The following is a 23733-nucleotide window of genomic DNA, read 5'->3' as shown; positions in this document are numbered from 1 at the left end:
TGCAAGCGTTTTTTTAATGATTTTACCGCTTTTTTATTTATACTAAAATGATTTAAAGCTTATATCATAGCAACCCTTCCAGCGGAACAGCAGCAATAAAAAATGAGATTCCGAAGAATCTCATTTCAATCACTATTTATGCAATGCCAAACAAATTGGTCAGGATGACGATTATGGGTAGTGCGATGATCGTCTTTTCAAGGAATAATGCAAGCACACCCTTGAAGTCTACAGGCATTTTTGAAGTGATGATCAATGTTCCCACTTCAGTCATGTAAATGATCTGCACCAAGGACAAAACTCCTATGACGAACCTTGTTTTCAATGAAACTATGTTTGCAGCAAGAACTGCAGGAAGGAACATGTCCACGAATCCCACTATTGTTGCAGGAGCTGCGGTAAAGGCCTCTTCCAGACCCAGAAGCTGCAGGTAGTATCCGAAAGGAACAGACAGCCAGTCAAATATGGGAGTGTAGGTAGCCAGAATGCAGGCTATGGTTCCGAAGGACATAACAAGGGGAGTAAGCTGAAATACAATACCCAGAAACATGTCGACCCCTTTGTAGAGCACCTGTGAGAAGGTTGGAGCATTTTCTGCCCTTTCAACACCCAGCTGCAGAGCCCACTGAAACTTCGTTATTCCTTCAGGTACCACTTCGTCCACCTGTTTGCCTACAGGAGCATAGTATTCATCAGAATATTTGTTCAAAGGCGGAATTCTTGTCATTATTACAACGCTCAATACTCCGGTGATTGAAAGTATGGCATAGAACGGAATGAACAGGTGGTCTACCTTCAGCATGGCAGCAATGACCAGGCAGAAGGGCAGCGATACGGCTGAGAAGCAGGAAGCGATAGTTATGGCTTCTCTGGCAGTGTAGTATCCCTTTTCATACTGTGTTGTTGTAAGAACAACTCCAACGTTGCAGTTTCCAACCCAGGAAGCGAGCAGGTCTATGGCTGATCTTCCGGGAAGTCTGAAAAGCGGCTGAGTGAAGTTTCTTACCAGCGTTCCCGTGAAGTCCATGATTCCGAAGTCCATGAGAAGAGGAATGAGAAATGATGCGGCAAAGAACCATGCAACCAGAGTTTTTAAAAGTGAGAGCATTGTCCCCCCTGTATCTCCGGAAATGATGTATTCTGGTCCTGTCTGCGTGTATACCATGACCACAACCACGGCTCCGATTATCTTGAATACCAGGTAGATGGGGCTGGATACAAAAAGTTTTGATAAAAGCTTGTTGTCCAGTATTGCTTTTGGCTTCAGCAAGGATGTAAATGCTGTAAGTATTGCTGATGTTAATATGAAAATCATGATTAGCAGCGGTGCAGCAGGCTTTATGAATGCAGCCAGCCATTCCGATATTATTCCTATGGGTATGTTTACCGAACCCTTCCATGGAAGAGGGAACAGGAACAGAAACACGCCCAGCGCCGATGGCACAGCAAACTTCAATATACCTTTGCTGTTTATTTGTTTTGTGTTGTTCATGATGTTCTCCTTTTAATTTTTGAATATATCCATATTTTCAATTCTGTCGAATGCTTCCTTCAGCTTGTGGATTCCGACAGTGCATGCCATTCTTAGGTACCCCTCGCCGCAGTCGCCGAATGCTATGCCGGGGATAGTGAGAACATGGGCTTCCTTGAGTATCAGGCTGCTTGCCTCTGCAGAAGATAAACCGGTTTTCTTGATGTTGACAAAAAGATAGAATGTTCCCTTCGGGTGAAGCACAGACATGTTTGGGATGCCGTTGATTCTTTTGGCCGCATAGAGTACCCTTTCTCTGTATTCCTGTATCATTTGCGGCTGAATCTGCTTTCTGTTTCGCAAGGCGTAAATGGCGCCTCTCTGGGAAACTGACGGAGCCGTGAAAACAAGGTTTTCGTTTATCTGCTGTATTACACTGATTAAGTAATCAGGAGCAATTATGTTTCCTATGCGCCAACCTGTCATGGTGAAGTTCTTCGAGAAGCTGTTTATTATAATTGTTCTTTCCTTCATGCCTTCAATTGAAGCAATGGGGATGAACGGTTCATTGAAGCAAAATGCTGTGTAGATGTCATCGGATATGACTAAAAGGTCGTGTTTGACCGCAATGTCCCGTATACTTTTAAGAGTCTTCTCCAATAGTATGTTTCCGGTTGGATTGCTTGGTGAATTAATTATGATTGCTTTTGTTCTTTCATTTATTAATTTTTCGAGACGTTCCATGTTTATCTGGAAATCTTCATCTTCGTAGGTGTCAAGCACCACCGGTATTCCTCTGGCCAGTTCCACCTGCTGCTTGTAGGGAGTGAAGTACGGTGCCTGAAGTATTACTTCGTCGCCGTCGTCAAGTATGGCTTCAAGGGCAAGGTACATGGCAAGACATCCGCTGGTGGATATGAAGATTTCTTCATCCCTTATGTCAAGTGAGTATTCTTCCTTGTAATACCTGATTATTTCATTTCTCAGTTCCGGATCTCCTCTGAAATCCGTGTACTTAGTGTGACCTGCCTTTGCATCCTTGAATGCATTTTCGATTATTATGTCGTGAGTGATCAAATCCGGATCGCCAAGGCTCAGGTTAATTACGTCATCGTAATTTCTGGCCAGCTCATCCACCTGCCCCATGGGCGTGGACTTATCTTTCCAGTATCTTTTGGATATGAATTTGTTTTTCACGTTTCACCTCCGTCTGGTTATTTTAAGGTAAGACCTCTAAATGTATAACTATTATAACATGTTTTTATAAATGCACAAGCATTATTTGCAAAGATATAGAAGTTTTTGAAAAAACTATGGAATCCATTACAATAAGAAACTATGAAACGCAAAAGATACTGCTTTAACGCATCAATCAGATAATGCGGCGAAACACTGCAGCAGACTGTTATTTCTGCATACATTTACGAATGATGCATAAATAGTCATTTGCTTTCGGCTGCTGCAGATGTGCAGCATTTCTCCATTAAAACTGCCTGTTTCTAATGCCTCTAAACAATTGTTCATGTGTGCCGATATGATATATATACAGCAATAATTTAAAGGGAAATGACATGGACAAAACAGAAAATGGTTTTTACAGATACCTTGCCAAGCCAATAAACGAACTTATTGAAAGAATTAGTGTACTGGGACTGTCAAACAAGGACAGCAGAAGCTCGTTGAATGTCAAAAAAGAACTTTCTCCTGTTTTTGAAGAAATAGAATCAGGTTTTGGCAAACTGAACAATCTTGTTGAACTTATAGAAAACATGAACCGAAACGTATCCTTTGAAGGGATACTCAAGTACATCTATACAAATTTCTCGGCGTACATACCGTACACCCACATAGGAATAGCACTTCTGAAGGACGAGGGGAGGACTCTTGAAGCATCTTACGGCATTTCAGACCCTTCACTGAGCGAGCTGCCGAAAAAGCTTGCAGGATTAAGGACGGAAATAAGCAGCACAAGTCTTGGAAACATAGTAGACAAAGGAATTCCAAGGGTGATAAACGACTTGGAAGGTTACACCAAAAATAAAAATGCATCCTACAACAGAATCTTAATTGAAGCAGGAATCAAGTCTTCCATAACGCTGCCGCTTAAAATAAATGAACGGCCAATCGGAATAATATTTTTTTCAAGCACAAAAAAGAATGCCTATAAAGATGAGCACATCATGTTTTTAGAAACCCTGTCAAGCAGCATTGCAATAAGTCTCAACAAGAATATATTCATTGACGAGATGCAGTACAGCACATTGCTTGCCCTGACGAAAATGGCCGAAGCAAGGGATGAGGATACGGGAGACCACCTTGACCGCATGACTGCCTATGCAGTCAGGATATCTGAATTTCTCCTTGAGGACAATTTGTTTCAGGATGTGATTACAGTATCGTTTTTAAAGAACATCCAGCGGTTCAGTCCACTTCATGACATCGGAAAGGTTGGTATCAAGGATGGAATACTTCTTAAACCGGGAAAACTGACCGACGAAGAATACAACGAGATGAAGAAACACGTGAAGTACGGTTCAGAGGTGCTGAGGGCTGCAGAAAGCAACATGGAAAAGCTCAGCTACAGCGTGTTTAAGATGGGCATAGAAATTGTTGAATGCCATCATGAGAAGTGGGATGGAACTGGATATCCCCACTGCAAAAATGGCAGAGAAATACCGCTGAGCGCCAGGATTGTGGCGGTTGCGGACGTGTTTGACGCTCTTACAAGCAAAAGGCCTTACAAAAAGGCTCTTACCTTTGAAGACAGCTTCAGCTATATTTTACACGAAAGAGGCATGCACTTCGATCCGGAAATAGTTGACTGCCTTGAAAGACACAGGTCAGAGTTCTATAAAGTATATTCAAGCTTTGAAAGAAACAAGCCGGCTTAGCTAAGCCGGCTTTAAATTACTGTCGTATGGTTTTTAATGCACTGCTCCATGAGATAACCTGATCTATTACCTCATTGACCGTGTTTTCATGGCGCGGATTCGGTTTGAAGAGGCTCATGTTCTCAAAGTCAGTAAACAGGGAGAGCATCACCTGAGCCCTTACATCGGCCATCTTAAGCTCTCCGGCCACCAGTCTCAGGTGCTCAGCCGAACGGGCTCCGCCGGCGCTGCCGTAACTTACGATTCCCATGGCTTTGTTTGCCCATTCTGCGTTTAGATAGTCTATGGCGTTTTTAAGGGCTCCCGGGATGCTGTGATTGTATTCTGCCGTCACGAAGATAAATCCGTCGAATTCCTTTATTTTCTCGGACCATCTCTTTGTATGGTCCTTGGTGTACTGCTGCATCATTGCCGGGTATGGTTCGTCGTAAAGGGGAAGATCGTAATCCTTTATATCTACAAGCTCAAACTGAGCGTCGTTTCTTTTTGCTGCTATATCATAAACCCATTTTGCAACTGCTTCTCCGTTGCGTCCTGGTCTTGTGCTTCCTAAAATTATACCTATTTTGTTCATTTTAAATCCTCCTGTTTTAGTAGAGTTAATTGTTGCTAACTTTATATTCTAAAGATACCCCCAAAAGCAATTTTTAAACATATTTTATTTGTTTTTTGTATAAAGACATTATTGTTGTTGTAAAGGAAACCACCATGTGTTAATATGTTTCTGATACCTTAAAATGGTGAATATTATTAACAGAAGGGATAAAAACAATGAGAAATTATGTAATCTTTACAGAATCCACTGCAGACCTTCCCATTAATCTCATAGAAGAGCTGGATATCAAAGTAATACCCATGGTTTTTGGTTTTGAAAACGAAAGTTATTTGGACTACCCCGATCACAGGGAACTGGACATAAATAAATTCTACGAAAGGCTCAAAAACGGTGAAAGATCTACAACGGCACTGATTAATGCCATGACTTTTCAGGAATATTTCGAACCCGAGCTTAAGAATGGAAATGACATACTGTACTTAGGATTTTCTTCGGGACTCAGCGGAACATATCAGTCCTCCCTCATTGCAGCACAGGAACTGAGGGAAAAGTATCCTGACAGCGTCATAAAATGCGTGGACACAAAAGCAGCAAACATCGGCCAGGGTCTGCTGGTATACTCAGCAGCTCAGAAGAAAAAGGAAGGCCTTACACTTGACCAGGCGGAAAGCTTTGTTCTGGAAAAGGTTCCTCACACATGCCACTGGTTCACTGTTGATGATTTAAACCATTTGAAGAGAGGCGGAAGGATAAGTGCCGTGAAAGCAACCGTCGGAACAGCGCTGAACGTGAAACCCATACTGCACGTAGACGACGAAGGTCTGCTTAAGCCTGTTGACAGCGTGAGAGGAAGAAAAAAATCCATAAACGCACTTTTGGATAAAATGACTGAAACCTGCGTCGACCCGCAGGAGCAGACAATATTCATCGGACACTGCAACTGTCTGGAAGATGCGGAATATCTTGCAAAACTGGTGAGGGAATCTTTCGATGTAAAGGAAGTCATAATCAATGACATAGGACCTATTGTAGGTTCACACCTGGGTCAGGGTGGATTGACACTGTTTTTCTTTGGCACAAAACGATAATAATTTCGGGGAATATGTAAAATTGTTCAGGCTACCGCACACTAACTAACATTGCAATTCTTTTATATGTGAACACTTGGAGTAAGATTAGGAGCACTCTTTTTTGATCTATCAAAGAAGGTGCTCCATTATTTGTGTTAATAAAACACGAATATTAAATCTGATATAAATAAGTCTGACAAGTTGAAAAACACGAAAGTATGTGTCTAAAGATATTATGTTATTGCTCCCAACTTTTTTTGATTCCAAGCAATTTTGCTTTTCTTACTATTGTTGGTTGAGTAGTTTTAAGAGCTTCTGCTGCTTTATATGTCGTCTTATGTTTTTCAAGTGCTTCTAGAATTAATTTTCGTTCTAAGTTTTGAACAGCATCTTTTAAAGAAATATTTTCATTAGGCTCAAAATATTCATCAATATTAAGAACTTCATATGGCTGAGTGATCAATTTAACTTGTTCTGAAGTAATGGTATCTTTTTCACCTACAACAACTAGTCTTTCTATAGCATTTTTTAATTCTCTTATATTGCCGGGCCAGTCATATTGTTCTAAATAAAATAAGGCTTTGCTGCTGAAAATTTTGTTTTTACCATATTTCACATTAAACTCTTCTAAAAATTCAAGGCAAAATAATTTTATGTCATCTTTTCGATCTCTTAAAGATGGAATTTTTATTGGAATTACGTTTAATCTATAATATAAATCATTACGGAAATAACCTGCTTTTATGCGATTAAATAAATCTTCATTTGTAGCAGCTATAATTCTGACATTTAGAGGTATTTTTTTTGTTCCGCCTACACGCATAAATTCATTTTCCTGCAATACTCTAAGGAGCTTAGGCTGCAAACTTAAAGGCATTGTACCAATTTCATCAAGTAAAATTGTACCACCGTTTGCGAGTTCAAATAAGCCTTCTTTAGTTTTTACTGCTCCTGTAAAGGCGCCTCTTTCATAACCAAACATTTCGGATTCCAAGAGATTTTCTGGAATAGCAGCACAATTAACTGTAATAAAGGGTCTGTCTTTTCTAAGAGAATTTATATATATTTCATTTGCTAAAACTTCCTTACCTACACCGCTTTCACCTAAAATCAATATGGAAGCATCTGTTTTTGCTACAGAAGGAATCAATGCTTTTATTTCTTCAATTTTTTTTGAGTTTCCTATCATTTTGGATTCGTATTTGCTTTGCTTAAGAAATTTGATTTTATCACATAAAATCTTATTTTTTTCTATTTCTGAATCCAACCTTTCTTTCCAGTCAGAAAGTTTTGTTAAGTCTTGTACTAACGTAAAGACATATTCTATTTCATTTTTACCATTAAAAATTGGAGTGCTTGTAACCATTACTTTGCTATCGTCAGGGGTACTTGTAACCATAGAAATTTTTTTTCTTTCATTTAATGCCCTTATAGCAGTAGATTGTGAAGAAATCTCTTCAATGTGATCATAAGATATATCTTTATCTATATTTGTTTGATTGGATTCATTAATAGTAAGAAAATATTTCAGGTTGCTGCTCATTATTTCTTGAATTGGTTTTCCGTACGCTTCTTCTTTTTTTATGTTATATACTTTACTCCAGGATTTATTGACAAATATAATACAACCTTCATTATCAATAATATGAATTGGAAGATCAACTAAGTCTGATACGAAAAAGGCATTTAGATATTTAAAACTTTCAGGAAAACTGTAATTATATTTCATTAAGAAGAACCTCCGTTAATTTATATAAAGTGTAAACGTATTATATCATAAAAATATTAATTATCAAGCTTAAATGATACGTTAATTTATCAATGATACAAAATTAAATCATTTGTTGGTGAAATTACAAACAAATAATAAAGCAATAAAATAGTATACTCTGTTAATGTTTAATATTTATTTTGTTTAATGTTAATACGAATATCGGTTATATACTTGTTTCAACACAATATATGGACACTAATTATTAATTTTGATTTTATAAAAATATTCTATTTAATATTTGGCACAAGGTTTGCTATATATATAGTCAGGTTTCAACAAACAGTATAGGGAGAATGTATAACCAGAAAGCAAAGAGTTGGAGAGCATCCAATTACGCTGCTGTTGAAGTTAGTGAACCTTTAATCATTGAGAGTTAGGTTGATTTAATTAAAAACTAAATAAGAAAATTAGTTTAAATTTTTTAAATCATTAATACAAAAATGAATTAAGCTTAAAAAACGCTTTATCAGATTAGGTAGTAAAATTGTAGGATTACTGCAAAATGCAAATATATGGAGGAACAATTATGGAAAGAGAAATTCTCAAGGGTATTATTGATATTCATGTTCATGCTGGCCCTTCTGTAGCAAATAGGGCTGTTGATGCAGCTGATATGCTTAAAGAAGCTCAAGAAGCAGGATATGCAGGATTTTTAGTTAAGGATCATTACTTCCCAAGCATGCTTGGCGCTAAAATGGTAGAACAGCACTTGGGAAATGGAAGTTGTAAAGTATACGGATCCATTGCGCTAAATAATTCAATTGGACTTTTCAATTTAAAGGCGCTGGATACTGCAAGGCAGATGGATGCAAAAATTATTTATTTTCCAACAGTATCCACTAAAAAGCATATCGATGACCATAAAAAGGCTTCATTTGTTGGAGCGGGAAAGGCATCAATTCCAGAAAATCCAATTGTTTATGTTGATGAACAGGGAAATATGGATCCGGCAGCTATTGAATGTCTTAAATACATGGCAGAGTATGATATGGTTTTAGGCACAGGACATGGCAATCTATGGGAAGTTGATCATTTGATAACAAAGGCAGTAGAGTTAGGAATAAAGAGGATTCTTGTGAATCATCCGCATTACAATGTGGGAGCTAGCTATGAAGACATGTCTAGATGGGTAAAGATGGGAGCCTTTATAGAATTGAATGTATGTGTGTTCAAAGGAGGTTCTAGGCTCGGTACAGTTGAGAATATAGTTGCTAAAGAAATGATTGAAGCCTGTGGAGCGGAAAATATAATTCTTGATTCTGATATGGGTCAAAGTGGAAATGGCTCTCCGGTAGAAGGAATGTATAATTTTATCGAACTTTTGATAAATGAGTTTGATATTACAGAAGAGCAAATTAATGTTATGGCTAAAAAAAATCCGGTTAAGCTTTTAAAATTATAAACCAAGTTTAGAAATAGATGGTATTAATAACCACTATTCTATATATAAAAAAAATTCTATTATATATTTGGAGGAATATGAAATGACTAAGGTAGCATCAGGCAATTGGAATGAATCACCATGGCAGGAAATCAGAGCAGGTATTACAAGAGTGGTGTTTGCGATGGAGGCTGATAGTGTTTGCTGCACTATAGGAAAGGTAGAAAATGGTAATGAAGTAAAACCTCATTCTCATCCAAACGAGCAAGTAGCTCTTGTTTTAGAAGGGGAATGTGATTACTACGTGGATGGAGTTCCTTATAGATTGAAACCAGGTAGCTGGGTTACAGTTCCAGCCAATGTAGAACATTATATTCACGTTTATGACAGCCCAGTTCCATGCGTGAACATGGACATATTTACACCGGACAGACCAGAATATACAGAGTCATATACAAAATTTCTAGCAGAACAAGAGAATAAATAGTTAAAGCTATAAAATATGCTGGGGTAACTTGATTAATTTAGTATCTCAGCAATACTATGATAAACAACATAATTGCTTTAAATAACTAAAGATAGCATTAATCCAAAGTATAAATTTAAAAAATATATTATTGAGGAGAAACTAAATTATGAAAAGATTAAAAGCTCTTACAGCAATGATCCTTGTATTTGTAATTGTTTTAACAGGATGCAGCGGAAACAAAACCCAAGCTCCGGCAGCGACAGACTCAGGAAAAACCATTGAGGTTACATTTGCTGATTATGGTTCAAGCAAGACTGCAGCAGCAAAAGAATATACTTTTGCAACCGAATATATTAACAAAAACAGTAATGGAAGATTAAATGTTAAATATGTACCAGATGCTGTATTGGGTAATGAGACAGAGATGATTCAGCAATTGATGGATGGTACTATGAAAATGGCTACATTAGGGACAAGTACATTCAGTAAATTTACAGACAAATTAGAAGTATTCCAACTGCCGTTCCTGATTACAGACTATGAAAAAGAAGCTATAGCCTTTACCAGTCCTGAAGGTCAAGCTTTATTAGATACAGCTGAAGAATTAGGGCTAAAAATTGTAGGATATTCAGAAAATGGTTTAAGACACTTTGCTAACAATATAAAGCCTATTAATAAACCTGAAGACCTAAATGGTATTATCATGAGGATCGTACCAAGTACAATGCTGCAAAAATCGATGGAACTATTAGGCGCGAACCCAACACCTTTAAATTATGGCGAAATATATACTGCACTGCAAAACAAAGTTATTGATGGAGAAGAAACTAACTTTGCAACACTTTATGCTATGAAGCATTATGAAACAATTAAATATGTATCTGAAATTGGTATGTATCCTTTCCCTGTACTTATTGTATGTAATCTTGATTTTTGGAACTCATTATCAACTGAAGATCAAGCTTTAATAACAGAAGCTTTTGATAATGGTGTAGATAACTTATTTACAGATTATCTTCCAAACTATGAAGCTGAAGCGAGAGCAGTATGTGAAAATGTTGGACTAGAATTTAATGTTATAGAGGATAAGGCACCATTTATTGAAAAGGTTAAACCAGTTTATGAGGAATACAAAGCAAAAGATCCGAAAATCAAAGCATTTATTGAAATGATGGAAGGATTACAATAAATAATCACTTAACTAAGTCCCAGTTCTTACTTGTATTTGGGCTGGGACTTAGTGTAATAACTATTTAGTGGAGGTATTAATTTGGATGATAAAGTAGATGTTTGGGATAAAGCGCTTGATAAATTAGCTAAGTTAGTAAAGTACTTTTTAGGCGTCTTGCTTGGTATTATGTTGATTTCCGCTCTTTTTGCAGTATTTACACGTTATTTTATAGGAAAGTCTTTTGCATGGTCAGAGGAGCTCATCCGTTATTTAATAATTTGGGTTTCCATTCTTGGAGCAGCTGTTGGATATAAAGAAGAAGGTTTAGTTTTTTTTGATATGATAGTAAATGCTTTTAAGGGCAAAAAGAAAAGGAATATGCTGTTGATGAATAATACCGTTACTCTGATTTTTATTATTTTCATTTTTATAAATTCAATTAAAACGATTCAGTTGCCATCTGTTGCAAAACAAATAAGTATAGGCTTGCAAATTTCAATGGTGATACCATTCTTAGCTGTTCCTTTAGGATTGGGACTGATGATCATTTTTGGAGTTAATCATTATAGGGTAATTTTAAGAAAATATAACGAAGGGATGTATAATTGATGGTTATAGCTTTAATATTATTTATTTTAACTTTACTATCTGGTGTGCCAATAGCGATTGTTTTAGGAATCGTTGGAGTAGCTCATATCTTTGAAATAGGAAATCCTGCATACTTAAGTGTTATTACCCAAAGAATATTTGCCGGAATGGATGTTGTTGGACTTACTTGTATTCCATTTTTTATAGTTGCAGGTGAAGTAATGAATGCTTCTGGGGTTACATCAAAGCTATTGGAGTTTATTCGATCTTTAATAGGACATGTTCGCGGCGGTCTTGCATATTCAGCTGTAATGATAGCAATGATATTAGCTGCTATATTAGGATCTGCAAATGCAGTCGCATCTATACTTTGTGCTGTACTAATTCCTGAAATGACTAGAGATAAGTACCCTGAAGAATTTAGTGGTGCACTTATAGCTTCGTCAGGCATTCTTGGACCTGTTATTCCTCCTAGTGTTACATTTGTATATTTTAGTGTATTAAGCAATGTATCTGTAAATGCTTTATTTATGGGTGGTATTGTACCAGGGGTTTTATTAGGTTTAGGATTTATAGTGGTAATTTTTCTCAGCATTAAAAAGTTCAACTTACCAAAGGGAGATCCCTTTGATCTAATGAAATTAATAAAAACATTTTTTTTAGCTTTACCTGCTTTATTAGTTCCAATAATTATAGTTGGTGGTATCATGGGTGGAATATTTACTCCAACTGAATCTGGAGCCGTATCTGTTTTGGCAGCTATTATCGCTGGACTAATTTATCGTAAATTTAAGTTCTCTATGTTACCGGCAATTTTTGTAAGATCTGCGGTAGCTACTGCGGGCATTTTTATAATTATCGGATTCGGCAATGTTATTGGATGGTCGATGGCTATTGACGGAATTCCACAGGCAATTCAAGCAGCAATTCTCGGATTAACAACTAGTAAGACATTAATTATTTTAATAATGTTAGGTATTTTAATACTGGTAGGATGCTTAATGGAAGCAACAGCAGCTATGCTTATATTTACGCCGGTTATGTTACCGATAGCAACACAAGTTGGAATGGATCCAGTACACTTTGGTTTGATATTCTGTATTATGCTTACCATAGCTTTGGTTACTCCTCCAGTTGGAATGACTCTGTTTGTAACCTCTAATATATCGGGAATTTCCTTAAATAAATTGAGCAAAGCAGTTATACCATTTGTTTTGACTGCATTTATAGTAACCTTTGCTTTAGCTTTTTTGCCTGACCTTGTATTGTTTATACCGAGAGCTCTTGGAATCGTCGCAGGGTAATTAATAAATCAAAATCTATAAGAAATAGCGAGGTATGAAGAAATGAATAATGCATATTCGGTGAGAGAAAGAATCTTAAATAAGGAAGTTGTTATTGGATTGTTTTATAAATTTAACAGTCAGGCAATAGTTGAAATGGTTGGTAATGCGGGGTTTGATTTCATAATTATTGATACAGAGCATTCAAATTATTCCAATTATGATGTGGAAGGACTTATTCGTGCTGCGGAATGCGTTGGAATGAGCACTGTTGTAAGAGTAAAAGAAGCTATTCCAGAGGATGTGTTACATGCCCTTGATTCAGGTGCTGATGGAGTACAAGTTCCAAGTATTACTTCAATAGAAACAGCAAAAGAAGTTTGCCGGTCATCTAAGTATTATCCGGAGGGTAACAGAGGTCTTTCAACAAATCAAAGAGCAGCAATGTATTCCGGATGGAATAAAGAAGTTCCATATATCCAATATTCTAATAAAAATTCTTTAGTTGTAGTTCATGTGGAAAATAAAGAAATGGCAGACAAGGTTGACGAATTACTGGAAATTCCGCAAATAGATGTAATTTTTGTTGGACCAGCTGATTTAAGCCAGTCAATGGGAAAACCAGGTCAACTCAATGATCCTGAAGTTGTCGCTGTTATAGAGGAAGTATTCAGAAAAACATTAGCTATGGGCAAAGCAGTAGGAATTTATTGCGGAACACCTGCTTCTTTAAAGAAATATGTAGGTCTTGGAGCAACGTATATTGCATACGGTTCAGACGTAACAACAATGGTTGGAGCTTTAAAAGAGCTAAAAAAATCAGCTGACGAAGCATTAATTTAAGGAGCTTGACGGATAAATGAGTAAAATTATTATTACAGCGGCAATCACAGGTGCAATACATGTACCATCATTATCACCATATTTACCTATTACACCAGAACAAATTATTGATAATGCCGTTGGCGCAGCTGCGGCAGGTGCGGCTATAGTACATATTCATGCTAGGGATCCAAAAACAGGAGAACCTAGTTCAAACTTAGAACTTATGAGAGAAATAGTTTCTGAGATAAAAAAGAAATCAGATGCTGTAATCTGTATTACTACTGGAGCAAGTCAGATGATGACAATTGATGAAAGATTAGCTCCTGTACCTGAGCTTCAACCAGAATTGGCTTCCTGTAATGCAGGAACTATGAACTTTGTGTTATCCGGAATGATTAAAAAACTTAATGAAAATTCACAAGAATGGGAAAAGCAATATTTACTTGGAACTAATAGCTCAATGTTTGCTAATACCTACAGCAACATGGAGCAATATATTAAAACCATGGCAAAGTACCGTACACGTATGGAGTTTGAAGTGTATGATGTAGGAATGATAAATAATATAGCACATTTTGTTAATGAAGGTATAGTTGATAAACCTATTTATATACAATTTGTTATGGGGGTTCAAGGCGGAATCCCAGCTAGTGTTGAAAACCTGGTTATATTAAAAAATACAGCAGATCGTCAATTGAAGGATTTTGTCTGGTCTGTTGCAGTAGCAGGCAGGAAGCAGCTCCCATTAACCGCAACAGCATTGGCGCTAGGCGGTAATGTTCGTGTTGGGCTGGAAGATAATATATATATTAGACCGCATGAACTTGCTAAAAATTGTGCTGAGCAAGTAGTGGCAATTCGAACAATAGCAGAAATCATGGGCAAGGAAATTGCTTCTCCGGATGATGCTAGAGAAATGCTATTGCTAAAGGGAGGCAATTTAGTTAAATTCTAAATAAATATTAATATGAAAGAAAAGGTAAATTAGAATGAATAGATATAAAACACTTTTTACCCCAATTAAAATTGGAAACATGAGTGTAAAAAACAGGATTTTTCTATCACCTGTAGGTACACATTTAGCTACAGAACATTATGAGGTTACAGATGAAATACTAGCTTTTTATGAGGCAAGGGCAAAGGGCGGAGTAGGACTTATTACGACAGAATGCGTATTAATAGCACCGAATACACGATATTCAACGTTTCACAATATGGGACTTTTTGAAGACCGTATGATAGAAGAAATGAAAAAGATACCTGAAGTAATGCATAGATATGATGCAAAGGCTTGTGTTCAACTTATGCACCCTTCATCTGTTGCAACTCCAAAATATAACAATGGATTGCAACCTATTGCTGCATCTCCACTAGAATGTAGGTCAGTCGGAGAGATATCAAGAGCTGCAACTATTGAAGAACTTAAAGAAATTGTAATTCAATTTGGTGAGGCTGCATTTCGTGCAAAAAAGGCAGGTTTTGATGCAATTGAAATACATTGTTGTCATGGACATGGATTATTGGGGAGATTTATTTCACCAGTTGAGAATAAGAGGGTTGATGAGTATGGTGGTAATGTTGATGGAAGATTAAAACTAGCTTTAGATGTTATTGCTGAAGTAAAAAAGAATGTAGGAGATCAATTCCCAATTATAGTTCGAATGTCATGCACTGATGCAATTGAAGGCGGACAATCAATTATGGAAGCTAGATACATTGCACGAAAGTTTGAAGAAGCAGGTGTTTCATTGATACATTTATCAAATGGTACAATGAATAAACCTTGGGATCTTACTGCGCCTTCAGGAATACAAAAAGCATTCAATGCAGAATTAGCTGAACAAATTAAAAAGGTGGTAAAAATACCTGTAGGATTTATTGGCAGAATCAATGAACCTTGGGTTGCTGATATGTCCATTGAGTTAGGAAAAGGTGATGTAGTATACGTCGGAAGAGCCATTCTTTGTGATCCGGAATTTCCAAATAAGGCCGAAGCAGGTCTTGAAAATACTATTCGACCATGTATTGGTTGTAATAATTGTATAGTTTCAATAAATAATGATTTAAGTATTAGATGTACGATGAATCCAGAAGCTGGCAATGAAATTACTGAAAAGTCGATGAAAAAAAATATTTTTAATTTGAAGAATATACTTGTTATTGGCGGAGGTCCGGCTGGGTTGACTGCATCTGCTTATGCAGCTGAACGTGGGCATAAAGTTACTTTGATTGAGGCTAGCAACAGACTAGGTGGACAAATGTATTTAGCGGCATTTCCGCCGTGTAAACAAGACATAGCATTTGGTACTAAGTATATGATTGAACGTTGTATAAAAGCAGGCGTTAATATAGTTATGAACTGTCCGTTTGATGCTTCCATACTAAATAAGAATGAATATGATGCAGTTATTGTAGCTAATGGAGGAAAACCTGCTGTTCCTGAATTTTTAAAGGATGCAAAACATTTAGTGACAGCATGGGATGCTTTAGAGGGTAAAGAAGCAATAGGTATAAATACAGTTATTATTGGTGGTGGACTAGTAGGCTGTGAGACGGCAGACTTTCTTGCACATCCTGTAAATGACCTTAATGCTAATAGCAGAAAAGTTACAATAATTGAAATGGATAGTATAATAGCACGCGAAGAAAAATCATCATTCAGACCTCTAATGATTAGACGTTTGTTGGAAAAAGGTTGTAACATCATTACATCTGCAAAAGTATTAAAAGTCTTTGACAATAAAATTGATTATGAAAATGGTGGAAAAGTATATACAATAGAAAATGTTGATACTGTTGTCTGTGCAGTTGGTGTTAAATCGGACAATGTAGTTAAAGAGAATTTGTTTTCGGAAGAAATTTCTGTACAAATAATCGGAGATGCAAAAAAATCTAGAAATATTTATTCAGCTGTTGCAGAAGCTTATCAAGCTGTAAATAATCTAGAATAATTCGGCAGGATTGAGTAAGAGATTACTCTCGATTGTATAATATTATAAAGCAAGACAAGCTAGGTGGCTATAATGGCTTGTTTTGAGTTGGATTTATTATGTAAAAAAAACCATTGACATTAGCTGCCCTAATAGGTTATAATAACTTTTGCTGTAAGGCACTTAGGAGAGATGTCCGAGTGGTTTAAGGAGCACGCCTGGAAAGCGTGTATACGGGAAACTGTATCGGGGGTTCGAATCCCCCTTTCTCCGCCAAAAATGAATTTTTAAGCCTTACAGCTTTTTTATTGCTCAAAAAATAACTCAAGAAGCAAAAAACAATATACACGCCTAAAGCAAATAAAATGTGGAGGTGTGTATTTTTTATAAAAAAATTCTGTTAGGTGACATTTTCCTTGATATCAGATGAAGAATAACTTTTCTTTGGGTATGCTGTTCCAAATGCACAATACATAGGATTGCTATCGCAGCAAGGAAGAGAAATATCATTTTTACAGCAGAGGGATAAAATGCCTCCAAACTAAGTCCTATGTTTTTTGTCCTTTTATTTTTGCTAAATTACTGATAAAATAAATACAGATTATATATGATTCAGAACATAACATACTATTGTCTTGTTCACTATTGTAAAATAGTCATATGCTTTTAGAAGGGGGAGAACATGTGAAATTTTCAAATATTTGTATTATTACAGAGAATGTTTCAGGTCTTGCAAGGTTTTATGAAGCAGTTTTTCAAACAAAGGCCGAAGGAGATGATATTCATTGTGCCTTGTCAACTGATGGAGCTGTTATAACCATTTATTCAAAAAAAGCAGCTGAAAATGATATGTCTTTTAATTTTTCGGAATATTGGGGTTCAGGAAATTTTACAATAGGATATAATGTTGATGATGTTGATGAGGAGTACGAAAGGCTAAAAACGATGAAGGTCGATTTTGTAACAACTCCAACTACTTGGCCGTGGGGTGCCAGGTCTGTACACTTCAGAGACCCCGATGGAAACATCATCAGTTTTCGGAGCTTATTAGGATAACGATGGGAGGTTATTATGCTTGTACCACACTTACACTTAAATGGCAAATGTCAGGAAGCCATTTCTGTATATGAAAATGCATTTAATACAAAATGTGATTCAGTGGAATATATGTGTGAAGCAGAGCCAGAGAAAGGTATTCAACATGCTGAAATACACATTCATGGACAAAGGGTCATGCTGAATGACCGCGGCGGCAATGAAGCATTGACTGCTAACTCCACCGTTCATTTGGTAGTCGTTTTTTCTGATGAAACAGACCTCAAGCATACATATAAGTATCTTTGTGATGGCTGCGTTATCATTTCTCCAATACAGGCGGTTAGTTATAGTCCATGTACTGTAAGTTTCATCGATAAATTTGGTGTTCGTTGGAGCTTAATGGTATAGCAATTAATATTCCGACTCCTTGCTGCAATTGAAGTTTAATGAAATGCAATAAATACAAGTATTGCACACGCCAAAATGTTAATATTACGGAGGCGTGTAGCTATTATAGTGCTAATGAAAAAATTATAGAGGTGTAACATGTCCGTTTATAAATCAAACTGCTGTCCTCACTGCAACGAAATCATAGAGACGAAGTTCAGGAAGAATACCATAAAATTTAATATTGACAAAAATTTCGGTAATCCCATCAGTATATGCCCTTATTGCAAGAAGGAATATCTTGATGATACAGTTCAGGAACCTGCGTTGATGTCACCGTCTGATCTTCTCATGAAGGGTTTGTCGTCAACTGTTTCAGCATTGGCAGCATCAGCGGTAATTTCAATTCTTGCCGGCAGTTATCTAGCCCGGATCATGTCCGGAGATATTAATGCTGAAATAAATGATGCAACAGCCTTCAGGTTTATTTTGCCGCTTGTGGTAATCAGCTCAGCAGTTGCATTGGTGGTTTTTAAGCCTTTGAATTTGAAAAGCGAAGTGGATGCGTCACTGGAAAGATTAAAGGACAAAGAATATGCCGGGAAACTGCTTAAATTAAATAAGAACATCGTGTCACCGGGTTCTGCCTATGAAAAATATCTGGCAAAAAAGTCGGTTGATGCTTAAGATGCAGCGACGTCAGGATAATGTTACTTTAAATTATTTTTAAAAAGTGCTTGACATTGTCCAGGCATGTGACTATAATGTAAAAAAGTTGATAGTTAAACAGTATAGCAAAGGCGCTATAGGAAGGAATACCCCACCTATAGCGCTTTATTGATTTTAATTGCTTTTAGTACGGCATTAACTTAAATTTTAATTATGTAAATAGCAAAGGCGCTATGGGATATACCCGTAGTGCCTTTATTTATTGGAAATGAAATCATTATTGAGGAGTTTAGCATGGGTTACGAACAATGGGTACATGAGTTAAAAAGGAATTATGATGATACTGTTCAATGGAGGAGACATTTGCATGAATATCCTGAACCTTCATTTGAAGAAAAGGAAACTGCCAAGTTTATTGAAGACAAGTTAAGAGAATTTGAAATAGAAGACATTAGGACAAACGTGGGAAACGGATATGGCTTGGTTGCCAGGATTAAGGGCTCCAGACCCGGTCCCACAATAGCATTCAGAGCAGATATTGACGCACTCAGACTTCAGGAGGAGGCAGATGTTCCCTTTGCTTCTAAAAATCCGGGCATCATGCATGCATGCGGCCACGAAGTTCACACAGCAGCTCTGCTCAGTGTGGCAAGGGTGCTTCAGAACAACAGAGACGAGTTAAAGGGAAACCTGGTGCTGCTGTTTCAAAATGCGGAGGAATGTCCTCCGGGAGGAGCAGAAAGCATGGTAAAGGCAGGCTGCTTGGATGGAGTGGATTATGTGTTCGGACTTCATGTCATGTCCAGCGTTGAAGTTGGAAAGGTCGGATACCTAAGACACTATGGATCTGCCTGCTCTGATACATTCAATATTAGAATACAAGGTAGGGGAGGGCATGGTGCAATGCCTCACACGGCCATAGATCCTGTTGTAATAGGTGCTAATGTAATTACACAGCTTCAGTCTCTGGTTAGCCGCTACGTTGATCCGCTTAAACCAGCAGTCCTTACATTTGCAGGATTCCAGGCAGGCGGTGTTGCTGATAACATCATTGCAGACAGCGCATTTTTAAACGGAACGGTTCGTACCTTAAATTCTGAAGTCCGTGACTTAATGGAAGAACAAATAAGAAAAATGAGTGATGCTATTATCAGCTCCTTTGGCGGAAAGGCACAAATAGAATATCGCAGGGGTTATCCTTCAGTGGAGAACACTCCTGAAGAGACAGAGAAACTTAAAAAAGTGCTGTTGTCCAAATTCGGTGAAAGCAATGTTTTGGAGCTTACAGTCTCAATGGGCGGTGAAGACTTTGCTTATTATCTTAAGCAAAGACCGGGAGCATTCTTTTATGTGGGTGCAGGCAACAGTAAAATCAATGCCGATTTTCCCCATCATCACCCGAAATTCAAGGTTGACGAAACATCAATGATATGCGGCGGAGAAGCATTTCTGGCACTGGCAGAAGATTATCTATTATAAGGATGGTGGTTTGATGAAAAAGTATATTATTAAGAGGCTTTTGATTGTTATACCGGTTTTGTTCATGATTTCCGTAGGAGCATTTATGATTGTAAACCTTGCTCCCGGCAATCCTGTGGACCTGTACGTTTCTCCGGATATGACGACGGAACAGATTGAAGCAACCAAGCAGGCGCTGGGGTTAAACGATCCTCTTACGGTTCAGTATGCAAAGTGGCTGATGAACATTCTGAAGGGAAATCTGGGATTCTCGTTTTCAAGCAGGCTTCCCGTTTCCACAATCTTGGGACAAAGAATAGGACCAACACTACTGCTCATGTCTCTCTCCATGGTCGTGGCATATTCCTTTGCTATACCAATGGGTATACTAAGTGCAAAAAAACAAAATTCAATTGTTGATTATTTCGTAACAGGCCTGTCATTTACCGGAATCTCACTGCCAAGTTTTTTCTTCGGTCTGGGACTCATATACGTCTTTGCAGTTAAACTTAAACTGCTGCCTACGGGAGGAACCAAACTTCTGGGAGTGGACGGCGGAATTGCAGATCAGATTCGACACCTGATTTTACCGGTAATAGTCCTGGCATCTCAGTTTGCTGCCAATATGATACGCTATGCACGTTCCAGTATGATAGAGGTGTACAACGAAAACTATATACGAACAGCAACTGCAAAAGGGTTGAAACCCATGCAGATTCTTGGCAATCACGGTGTAAGGAACGCGCTCATTCCCATTATAACCGTAATAGGTGCCGATATACCAAAGATTGTGGGCGGAGCTATTGTAACTGAACAGATTTTCCAGTGGCCGGGAATTGGTTCACTAATGGTAGCATCAATAAATTCCAGGGATTATCCCGTGTTGATGGCAGTCACAATGATTTCTGCGGTGGCTGTATTGTTGGCAAATATTCTTGTGGACATAATGTATGCTGTGGTTGACCCAAGGATAAAGTTCAACTGATTTGTAATTGAAAGGAGATAATAGCATGGAATTAAATTCAAAGTTTAAACTGGCATCATTTAATGATTACCATAATTATGATGAAGATGCAGACAAGATTAGTGCCAAAGGCGAAAAAAGCTACTTTAAGACAATTGCCGGACGTTTTGCCAGAAATAAGGTCAGCGTAATAAGCCTTCTGCTTTTTATACTGCTTATTACCGCAGCCATACTTGCGCCTGTTATAGCACCTTATCCTCCCAACAAAACTGTTGGAGGTTTTGAAGCAGCACCCGACAAGAGCTTTGCGCTGGGAACGGACGAAGTTGGTCGTGATGTGCTCAGCAGGCTCATATACGGAGCTAGGGTTTCGCTGATTGTCAGTATGGGTTCCGTTGCTATATACGTGATAATTGGAACAACACTGGGTTTGATATCCGGATATTTCGGAGGTTTAACAGATTCGGTAATAATGCGTATAACAGAAGTTTTTATGGCATATCCCTATTTTATGGTAATACTTGTTTTGGTTAGTCTCATAGGACCAAGTATCTGGACTGTCACGTTTGTGCTTGGCTTTCTGGGATGGCCGCCATTGTGCAGACTGGTGAGAGGGCAGGTCCTTTATATAAAGACAATAGATTTCATATCAGCTGCCAAAGCTACCGGTTATTCCACATGGTCAATACTGTTCAAACAGATATTACCCAATGTTTTATCCATAATTCTTGTAAATGCAACATTTGGAATTGCCAATGCAATTTTAACAGAAGCTTCTTTAAGCTTCCTGGGTATGGGAGTGCGTCCACCGGCAGCCAGCTGGGGAAACATGCTGTCCAACGCCCAATCATTGACGGTTTTGTCCACGCAGCCATGGAGATGGGTGCCAGCCGGAATTGTAATATTGATTTCGGTCTTGATTGTAAACTTCATCGGCGACGGCTTAAGGGATGCGGTGGAAGGAGAAACAAAATAGGTTAATAATTGGATATTATAATTTTGCAGCAGCAGAAGTTGAAATATTTCAATTAATAATAAATTTAATTTTAGGAGGAAAATTATGAAAAAAAATAACAGAACAAAAAAATCTTTACTTGCTTTAATGATGGCGCTGATACTGATTTTTACAGCATGCAGCAGTGGTGAAACAGCTCCGGCAGGAGGCACAACAGCTAACACACCGGCAGCCAGCGAAACTTCTGGCAGCCAAAGCAATGCTTCATCAGATATACTGTATATAGGAATGACCAATGCACCTGCAAGCTTCAACATAATAAATACGTCTGATATCGCAGGAAGATGGGTTCAAAGATTCATGTACGATTCTTTGTTGCTCATGCCTACTACAACAACTTTTGAGCCTGGACTTGCAGACAGCTTTGAAACAGAAGACGACCAGAACTTCACCATCAAAATAAATGAGAAAGCAGTATGGAGCGACGGTACACCGGTTACAGCAGACGATGTTGTGTTCACATTGAACTATATTGCAAATCCTGAAGTGGAAACTGCAAGAGGATCAAACATCGCTATGCTTGAAGGTACAACGGCAGCAGGAAAGCTGGAAGAAGGACTTACAGAAATACCTAACCTGGTAGCTGTAGATGCTAAAACTGTAACCCTCAAAACTAAGAAACCTGTTGACCCAGCTTATATCAAAGAATTTTTGGGATTTGAAATAATGATACTTCCAAAACACATTGTTGAACCTATTCCGGTAAAAGATTATGGAAACTCAAATGCTGTAAACAATCCTACAGTAACAAGCGGCCCATTCAAGTTTGTACAATATCAAAACGGTTCATATGTGGAACTTGCTTCAAACCCTGATTACTACAAGGGAGAACCAGAATTTAAAAAGGTATTTATAAAGATCATGAACGGTACAAACCTTGTTACTGAGTTCCAATCCGGAGGAATACACATGGCGGCCGGCGGTGGAATTGGCGTTGTTCCTGTTCAGGATTTAGGAATATTGCGTGATGATCCCAATATGCAGATTGATGCCAACCCGGGATTCAATTCACAGTTCATGATGATAAACAACACAAAATACACAAATCAGAAATTCAGACAGGCATTAGCCTATGCAATCAATCGTGATTTAATAGTTCAAAACTTGCTGAAAGGTGAAGGCGAAGTAATGTCCAGCGTTTACCCAATAGCCAGCCCATACATGAACGAAGACTTGAAACCAATTGAGTACGATCCTGAAAAAGCTAAAGCACTTTTGGCTGAATCCGGATTTGACACATCTCAGGAAATCAACTTGATAGTACCTATCGGAAACAAGGTACGTGAACAGTCAGCCAACCTGATTGAACAGGATTTGGAAGCTATAGGACTTAAGGTTACACAAACAACTTATGACTTCCCGACAGTTATGGCTACAATAAAGACCAACGAATTTGATATGTGCCTCATTGGTTTTGGATATACTGTAGAGCCTGATGTAGCGACCTACTATTCGTCTTCAGGATCAATGAATTTCGGTAAGATATCTGATGCACATCTTGATGAGCTTCTGGAAAAAGGAACTTCACTTACAAACTTTGACGAGCGTAAGGCTGTATATGATGAAATTCAACAATACATGCAGGACAACACATTTATTTTAGGATTGTATTCTGATTATCAGATTGCATCAAGAGTCAAAGCCCTCAATGGAGGAATAACATCTTACTGGGCAGGATCACTTGCCGGTATAGAAAAGTGGAATATTAACGGATTACAGTGATATAAATTACCGAAGAAACAGGGCACTCCCATTCCCTGTTTCTTCAACTTTAAGGAAATTACATTCAAGAA

The 23733-nt window shown here is 37.8% G+C and carries 21 protein-coding genes and 1 tRNA gene; 18 read left to right on the top strand and 4 right to left on the bottom strand.

Annotated elements, in window-relative coordinates; all coding sequences use genetic code 11:
- Positions 1-136: 136 nt before the first annotated feature.
- Positions 137-1492, bottom strand: coding sequence for a YjiH family protein (locus tag AAGU76_RS10595; protein ID WP_342485450.1), 1356 nt, complete (start codon positions 1490-1492; stop codon positions 137-139).
- A gap of 12 nt (positions 1493-1504) precedes the next feature.
- Entirely contained in the window at positions 1505-2668 is a 1164-nt protein-coding gene (locus AAGU76_RS10590) for a pyridoxal phosphate-dependent aminotransferase (protein ID WP_342485449.1), read from the bottom strand.
- Between the two features lie 374 nt (positions 2669-3042).
- Here AAGU76_RS10590 and AAGU76_RS10585 point away from each other — a divergent pair, with 374 nt between their 5' ends.
- Complete coding sequence (locus AAGU76_RS10585) at positions 3043-4362, top strand: HD domain-containing phosphohydrolase (protein ID WP_342485448.1); 1320 nt, start codon at positions 3043-3045, stop codon at positions 4360-4362.
- Positions 4363-4378: 16 nt separating this feature from the next.
- Here AAGU76_RS10585 and AAGU76_RS10580 read toward each other — a convergent pair whose 3' ends face one another.
- The gene (locus AAGU76_RS10580) at positions 4379-4936 is read right to left on the bottom strand and encodes an NAD(P)H-dependent oxidoreductase (protein ID WP_342485447.1); all 558 of its coding nucleotides are present in this window, start codon (positions 4934-4936) and stop codon (positions 4379-4381) included.
- Positions 4937-5133: 197 nt separating this feature from the next.
- Here AAGU76_RS10580 and AAGU76_RS10575 point away from each other — a divergent pair, with 197 nt between their 5' ends.
- Entirely contained in the window at positions 5134-6006 is an 873-nt protein-coding gene (locus tag AAGU76_RS10575; protein ID WP_342485446.1) for a DegV family protein, read from the top strand.
- A gap of 220 nt (positions 6007-6226) precedes the next feature.
- Here AAGU76_RS10575 and AAGU76_RS10570 read toward each other — a convergent pair whose 3' ends face one another.
- The gene (locus AAGU76_RS10570; protein ID WP_342485445.1) at positions 6227-7717 is read right to left on the bottom strand and encodes a sigma 54-interacting transcriptional regulator; all 1491 of its coding nucleotides are present in this window, start codon (positions 7715-7717) and stop codon (positions 6227-6229) included.
- A gap of 571 nt (positions 7718-8288) precedes the next feature.
- Here AAGU76_RS10570 and AAGU76_RS10565 point away from each other — a divergent pair.
- The 16 genes from AAGU76_RS10565 (at position 8289) to AAGU76_RS10490 (ending at position 23662) form a co-directional block, all read left to right on the top strand.
- Positions 8289-9164: a DUF6282 family protein gene (locus AAGU76_RS10565; RefSeq protein WP_342485444.1), complete on the top strand. Its 876-nt coding sequence runs from the start codon at positions 8289-8291 to the stop codon at positions 9162-9164.
- Between the two features lie 82 nt (positions 9165-9246).
- Entirely contained in the window at positions 9247-9630 is a 384-nt protein-coding gene (locus AAGU76_RS10560) for a cupin domain-containing protein (protein WP_342485443.1), read from the top strand.
- Between the two features lie 148 nt (positions 9631-9778).
- On the top strand, positions 9779-10801 hold the full coding sequence (dctP, locus tag AAGU76_RS10555; RefSeq protein WP_342485442.1) for a TRAP transporter substrate-binding protein DctP: 1023 nt from the start codon (positions 9779-9781) through the stop codon (positions 10799-10801).
- Between the two features lie 81 nt (positions 10802-10882).
- A complete protein-coding gene (locus AAGU76_RS10550) occupies positions 10883-11392 on the top strand; it encodes a TRAP transporter small permease subunit (protein WP_342485441.1) in 510 nt (169 codons plus the stop codon).
- Positions 11392-12675: a TRAP transporter large permease gene (locus AAGU76_RS10545; protein ID WP_342485712.1), complete on the top strand. Its 1284-nt coding sequence runs from the start codon at positions 11392-11394 to the stop codon at positions 12673-12675. Before AAGU76_RS10550 ends, AAGU76_RS10545 begins: the two co-directional genes overlap by 1 nt.
- 42 nt (positions 12676-12717) lie before the next feature.
- The gene (locus AAGU76_RS10540; protein ID WP_342485440.1) at positions 12718-13497 is read left to right on the top strand and encodes an aldolase/citrate lyase family protein; all 780 of its coding nucleotides are present in this window, start codon (positions 12718-12720) and stop codon (positions 13495-13497) included.
- A gap of 16 nt (positions 13498-13513) precedes the next feature.
- Positions 13514-14434 carry a 3-keto-5-aminohexanoate cleavage protein gene (locus AAGU76_RS10535; RefSeq protein WP_342485439.1) on the top strand — a complete coding sequence of 307 codons (921 nt, stop codon included), beginning with the start codon at positions 13514-13516 and terminating at the stop codon, positions 14432-14434.
- A gap of 34 nt (positions 14435-14468) precedes the next feature.
- Positions 14469-16430, top strand: coding sequence for an NAD(P)/FAD-dependent oxidoreductase (locus AAGU76_RS10530; RefSeq protein WP_342485438.1), 1962 nt, complete (start codon positions 14469-14471; stop codon positions 16428-16430).
- 165 nt (positions 16431-16595) lie between these two features.
- Positions 16596-16685, top strand: a tRNA-Ser gene (locus AAGU76_RS10525).
- A 408-nt stretch (positions 16686-17093) separates the two neighbouring features.
- Positions 17094-17465, top strand: a complete 372-nt coding sequence (locus tag AAGU76_RS10520) for a VOC family protein (protein WP_342485437.1) — start codon at positions 17094-17096, stop codon at positions 17463-17465.
- Between the two features lie 15 nt (positions 17466-17480).
- Positions 17481-17855 carry a VOC family protein gene (locus AAGU76_RS10515; protein WP_342485436.1) on the top strand — a complete coding sequence of 125 codons (375 nt, stop codon included), beginning with the start codon at positions 17481-17483 and terminating at the stop codon, positions 17853-17855.
- 138 nt (positions 17856-17993) lie between these two features.
- On the top strand, positions 17994-18521 hold the full coding sequence (locus AAGU76_RS10510) for a hypothetical protein (RefSeq protein ID WP_342485435.1): 528 nt from the start codon (positions 17994-17996) through the stop codon (positions 18519-18521).
- A gap of 276 nt (positions 18522-18797) precedes the next feature.
- On the top strand, positions 18798-19982 hold the full coding sequence (locus AAGU76_RS10505) for an amidohydrolase (RefSeq protein ID WP_342485434.1): 1185 nt from the start codon (positions 18798-18800) through the stop codon (positions 19980-19982).
- Positions 19983-19995: 13 nt separating this feature from the next.
- A complete protein-coding gene (locus AAGU76_RS10500) occupies positions 19996-20946 on the top strand; it encodes an ABC transporter permease (protein ID WP_342485433.1) in 951 nt (316 codons plus the stop codon).
- Positions 20947-20971: 25 nt separating this feature from the next.
- On the top strand, positions 20972-21901 hold the full coding sequence (locus AAGU76_RS10495; RefSeq protein WP_342485432.1) for an ABC transporter permease: 930 nt from the start codon (positions 20972-20974) through the stop codon (positions 21899-21901).
- 84 nt (positions 21902-21985) lie between these two features.
- A complete protein-coding gene (locus AAGU76_RS10490; RefSeq protein ID WP_342485431.1) occupies positions 21986-23662 on the top strand; it encodes an ABC transporter substrate-binding protein in 1677 nt (558 codons plus the stop codon).
- The last annotated feature ends 71 nt before the right edge of the window (positions 23663-23733 follow it).

Source organism: Sedimentibacter sp. (genome assembly GCF_038562225.1).
Classification (GTDB): domain Bacteria; phylum Bacillota; class Clostridia; order Tissierellales; family Sedimentibacteraceae; genus Sedimentibacter.
This window is presented reverse-complemented; position numbering and strand designations above follow the sequence as displayed.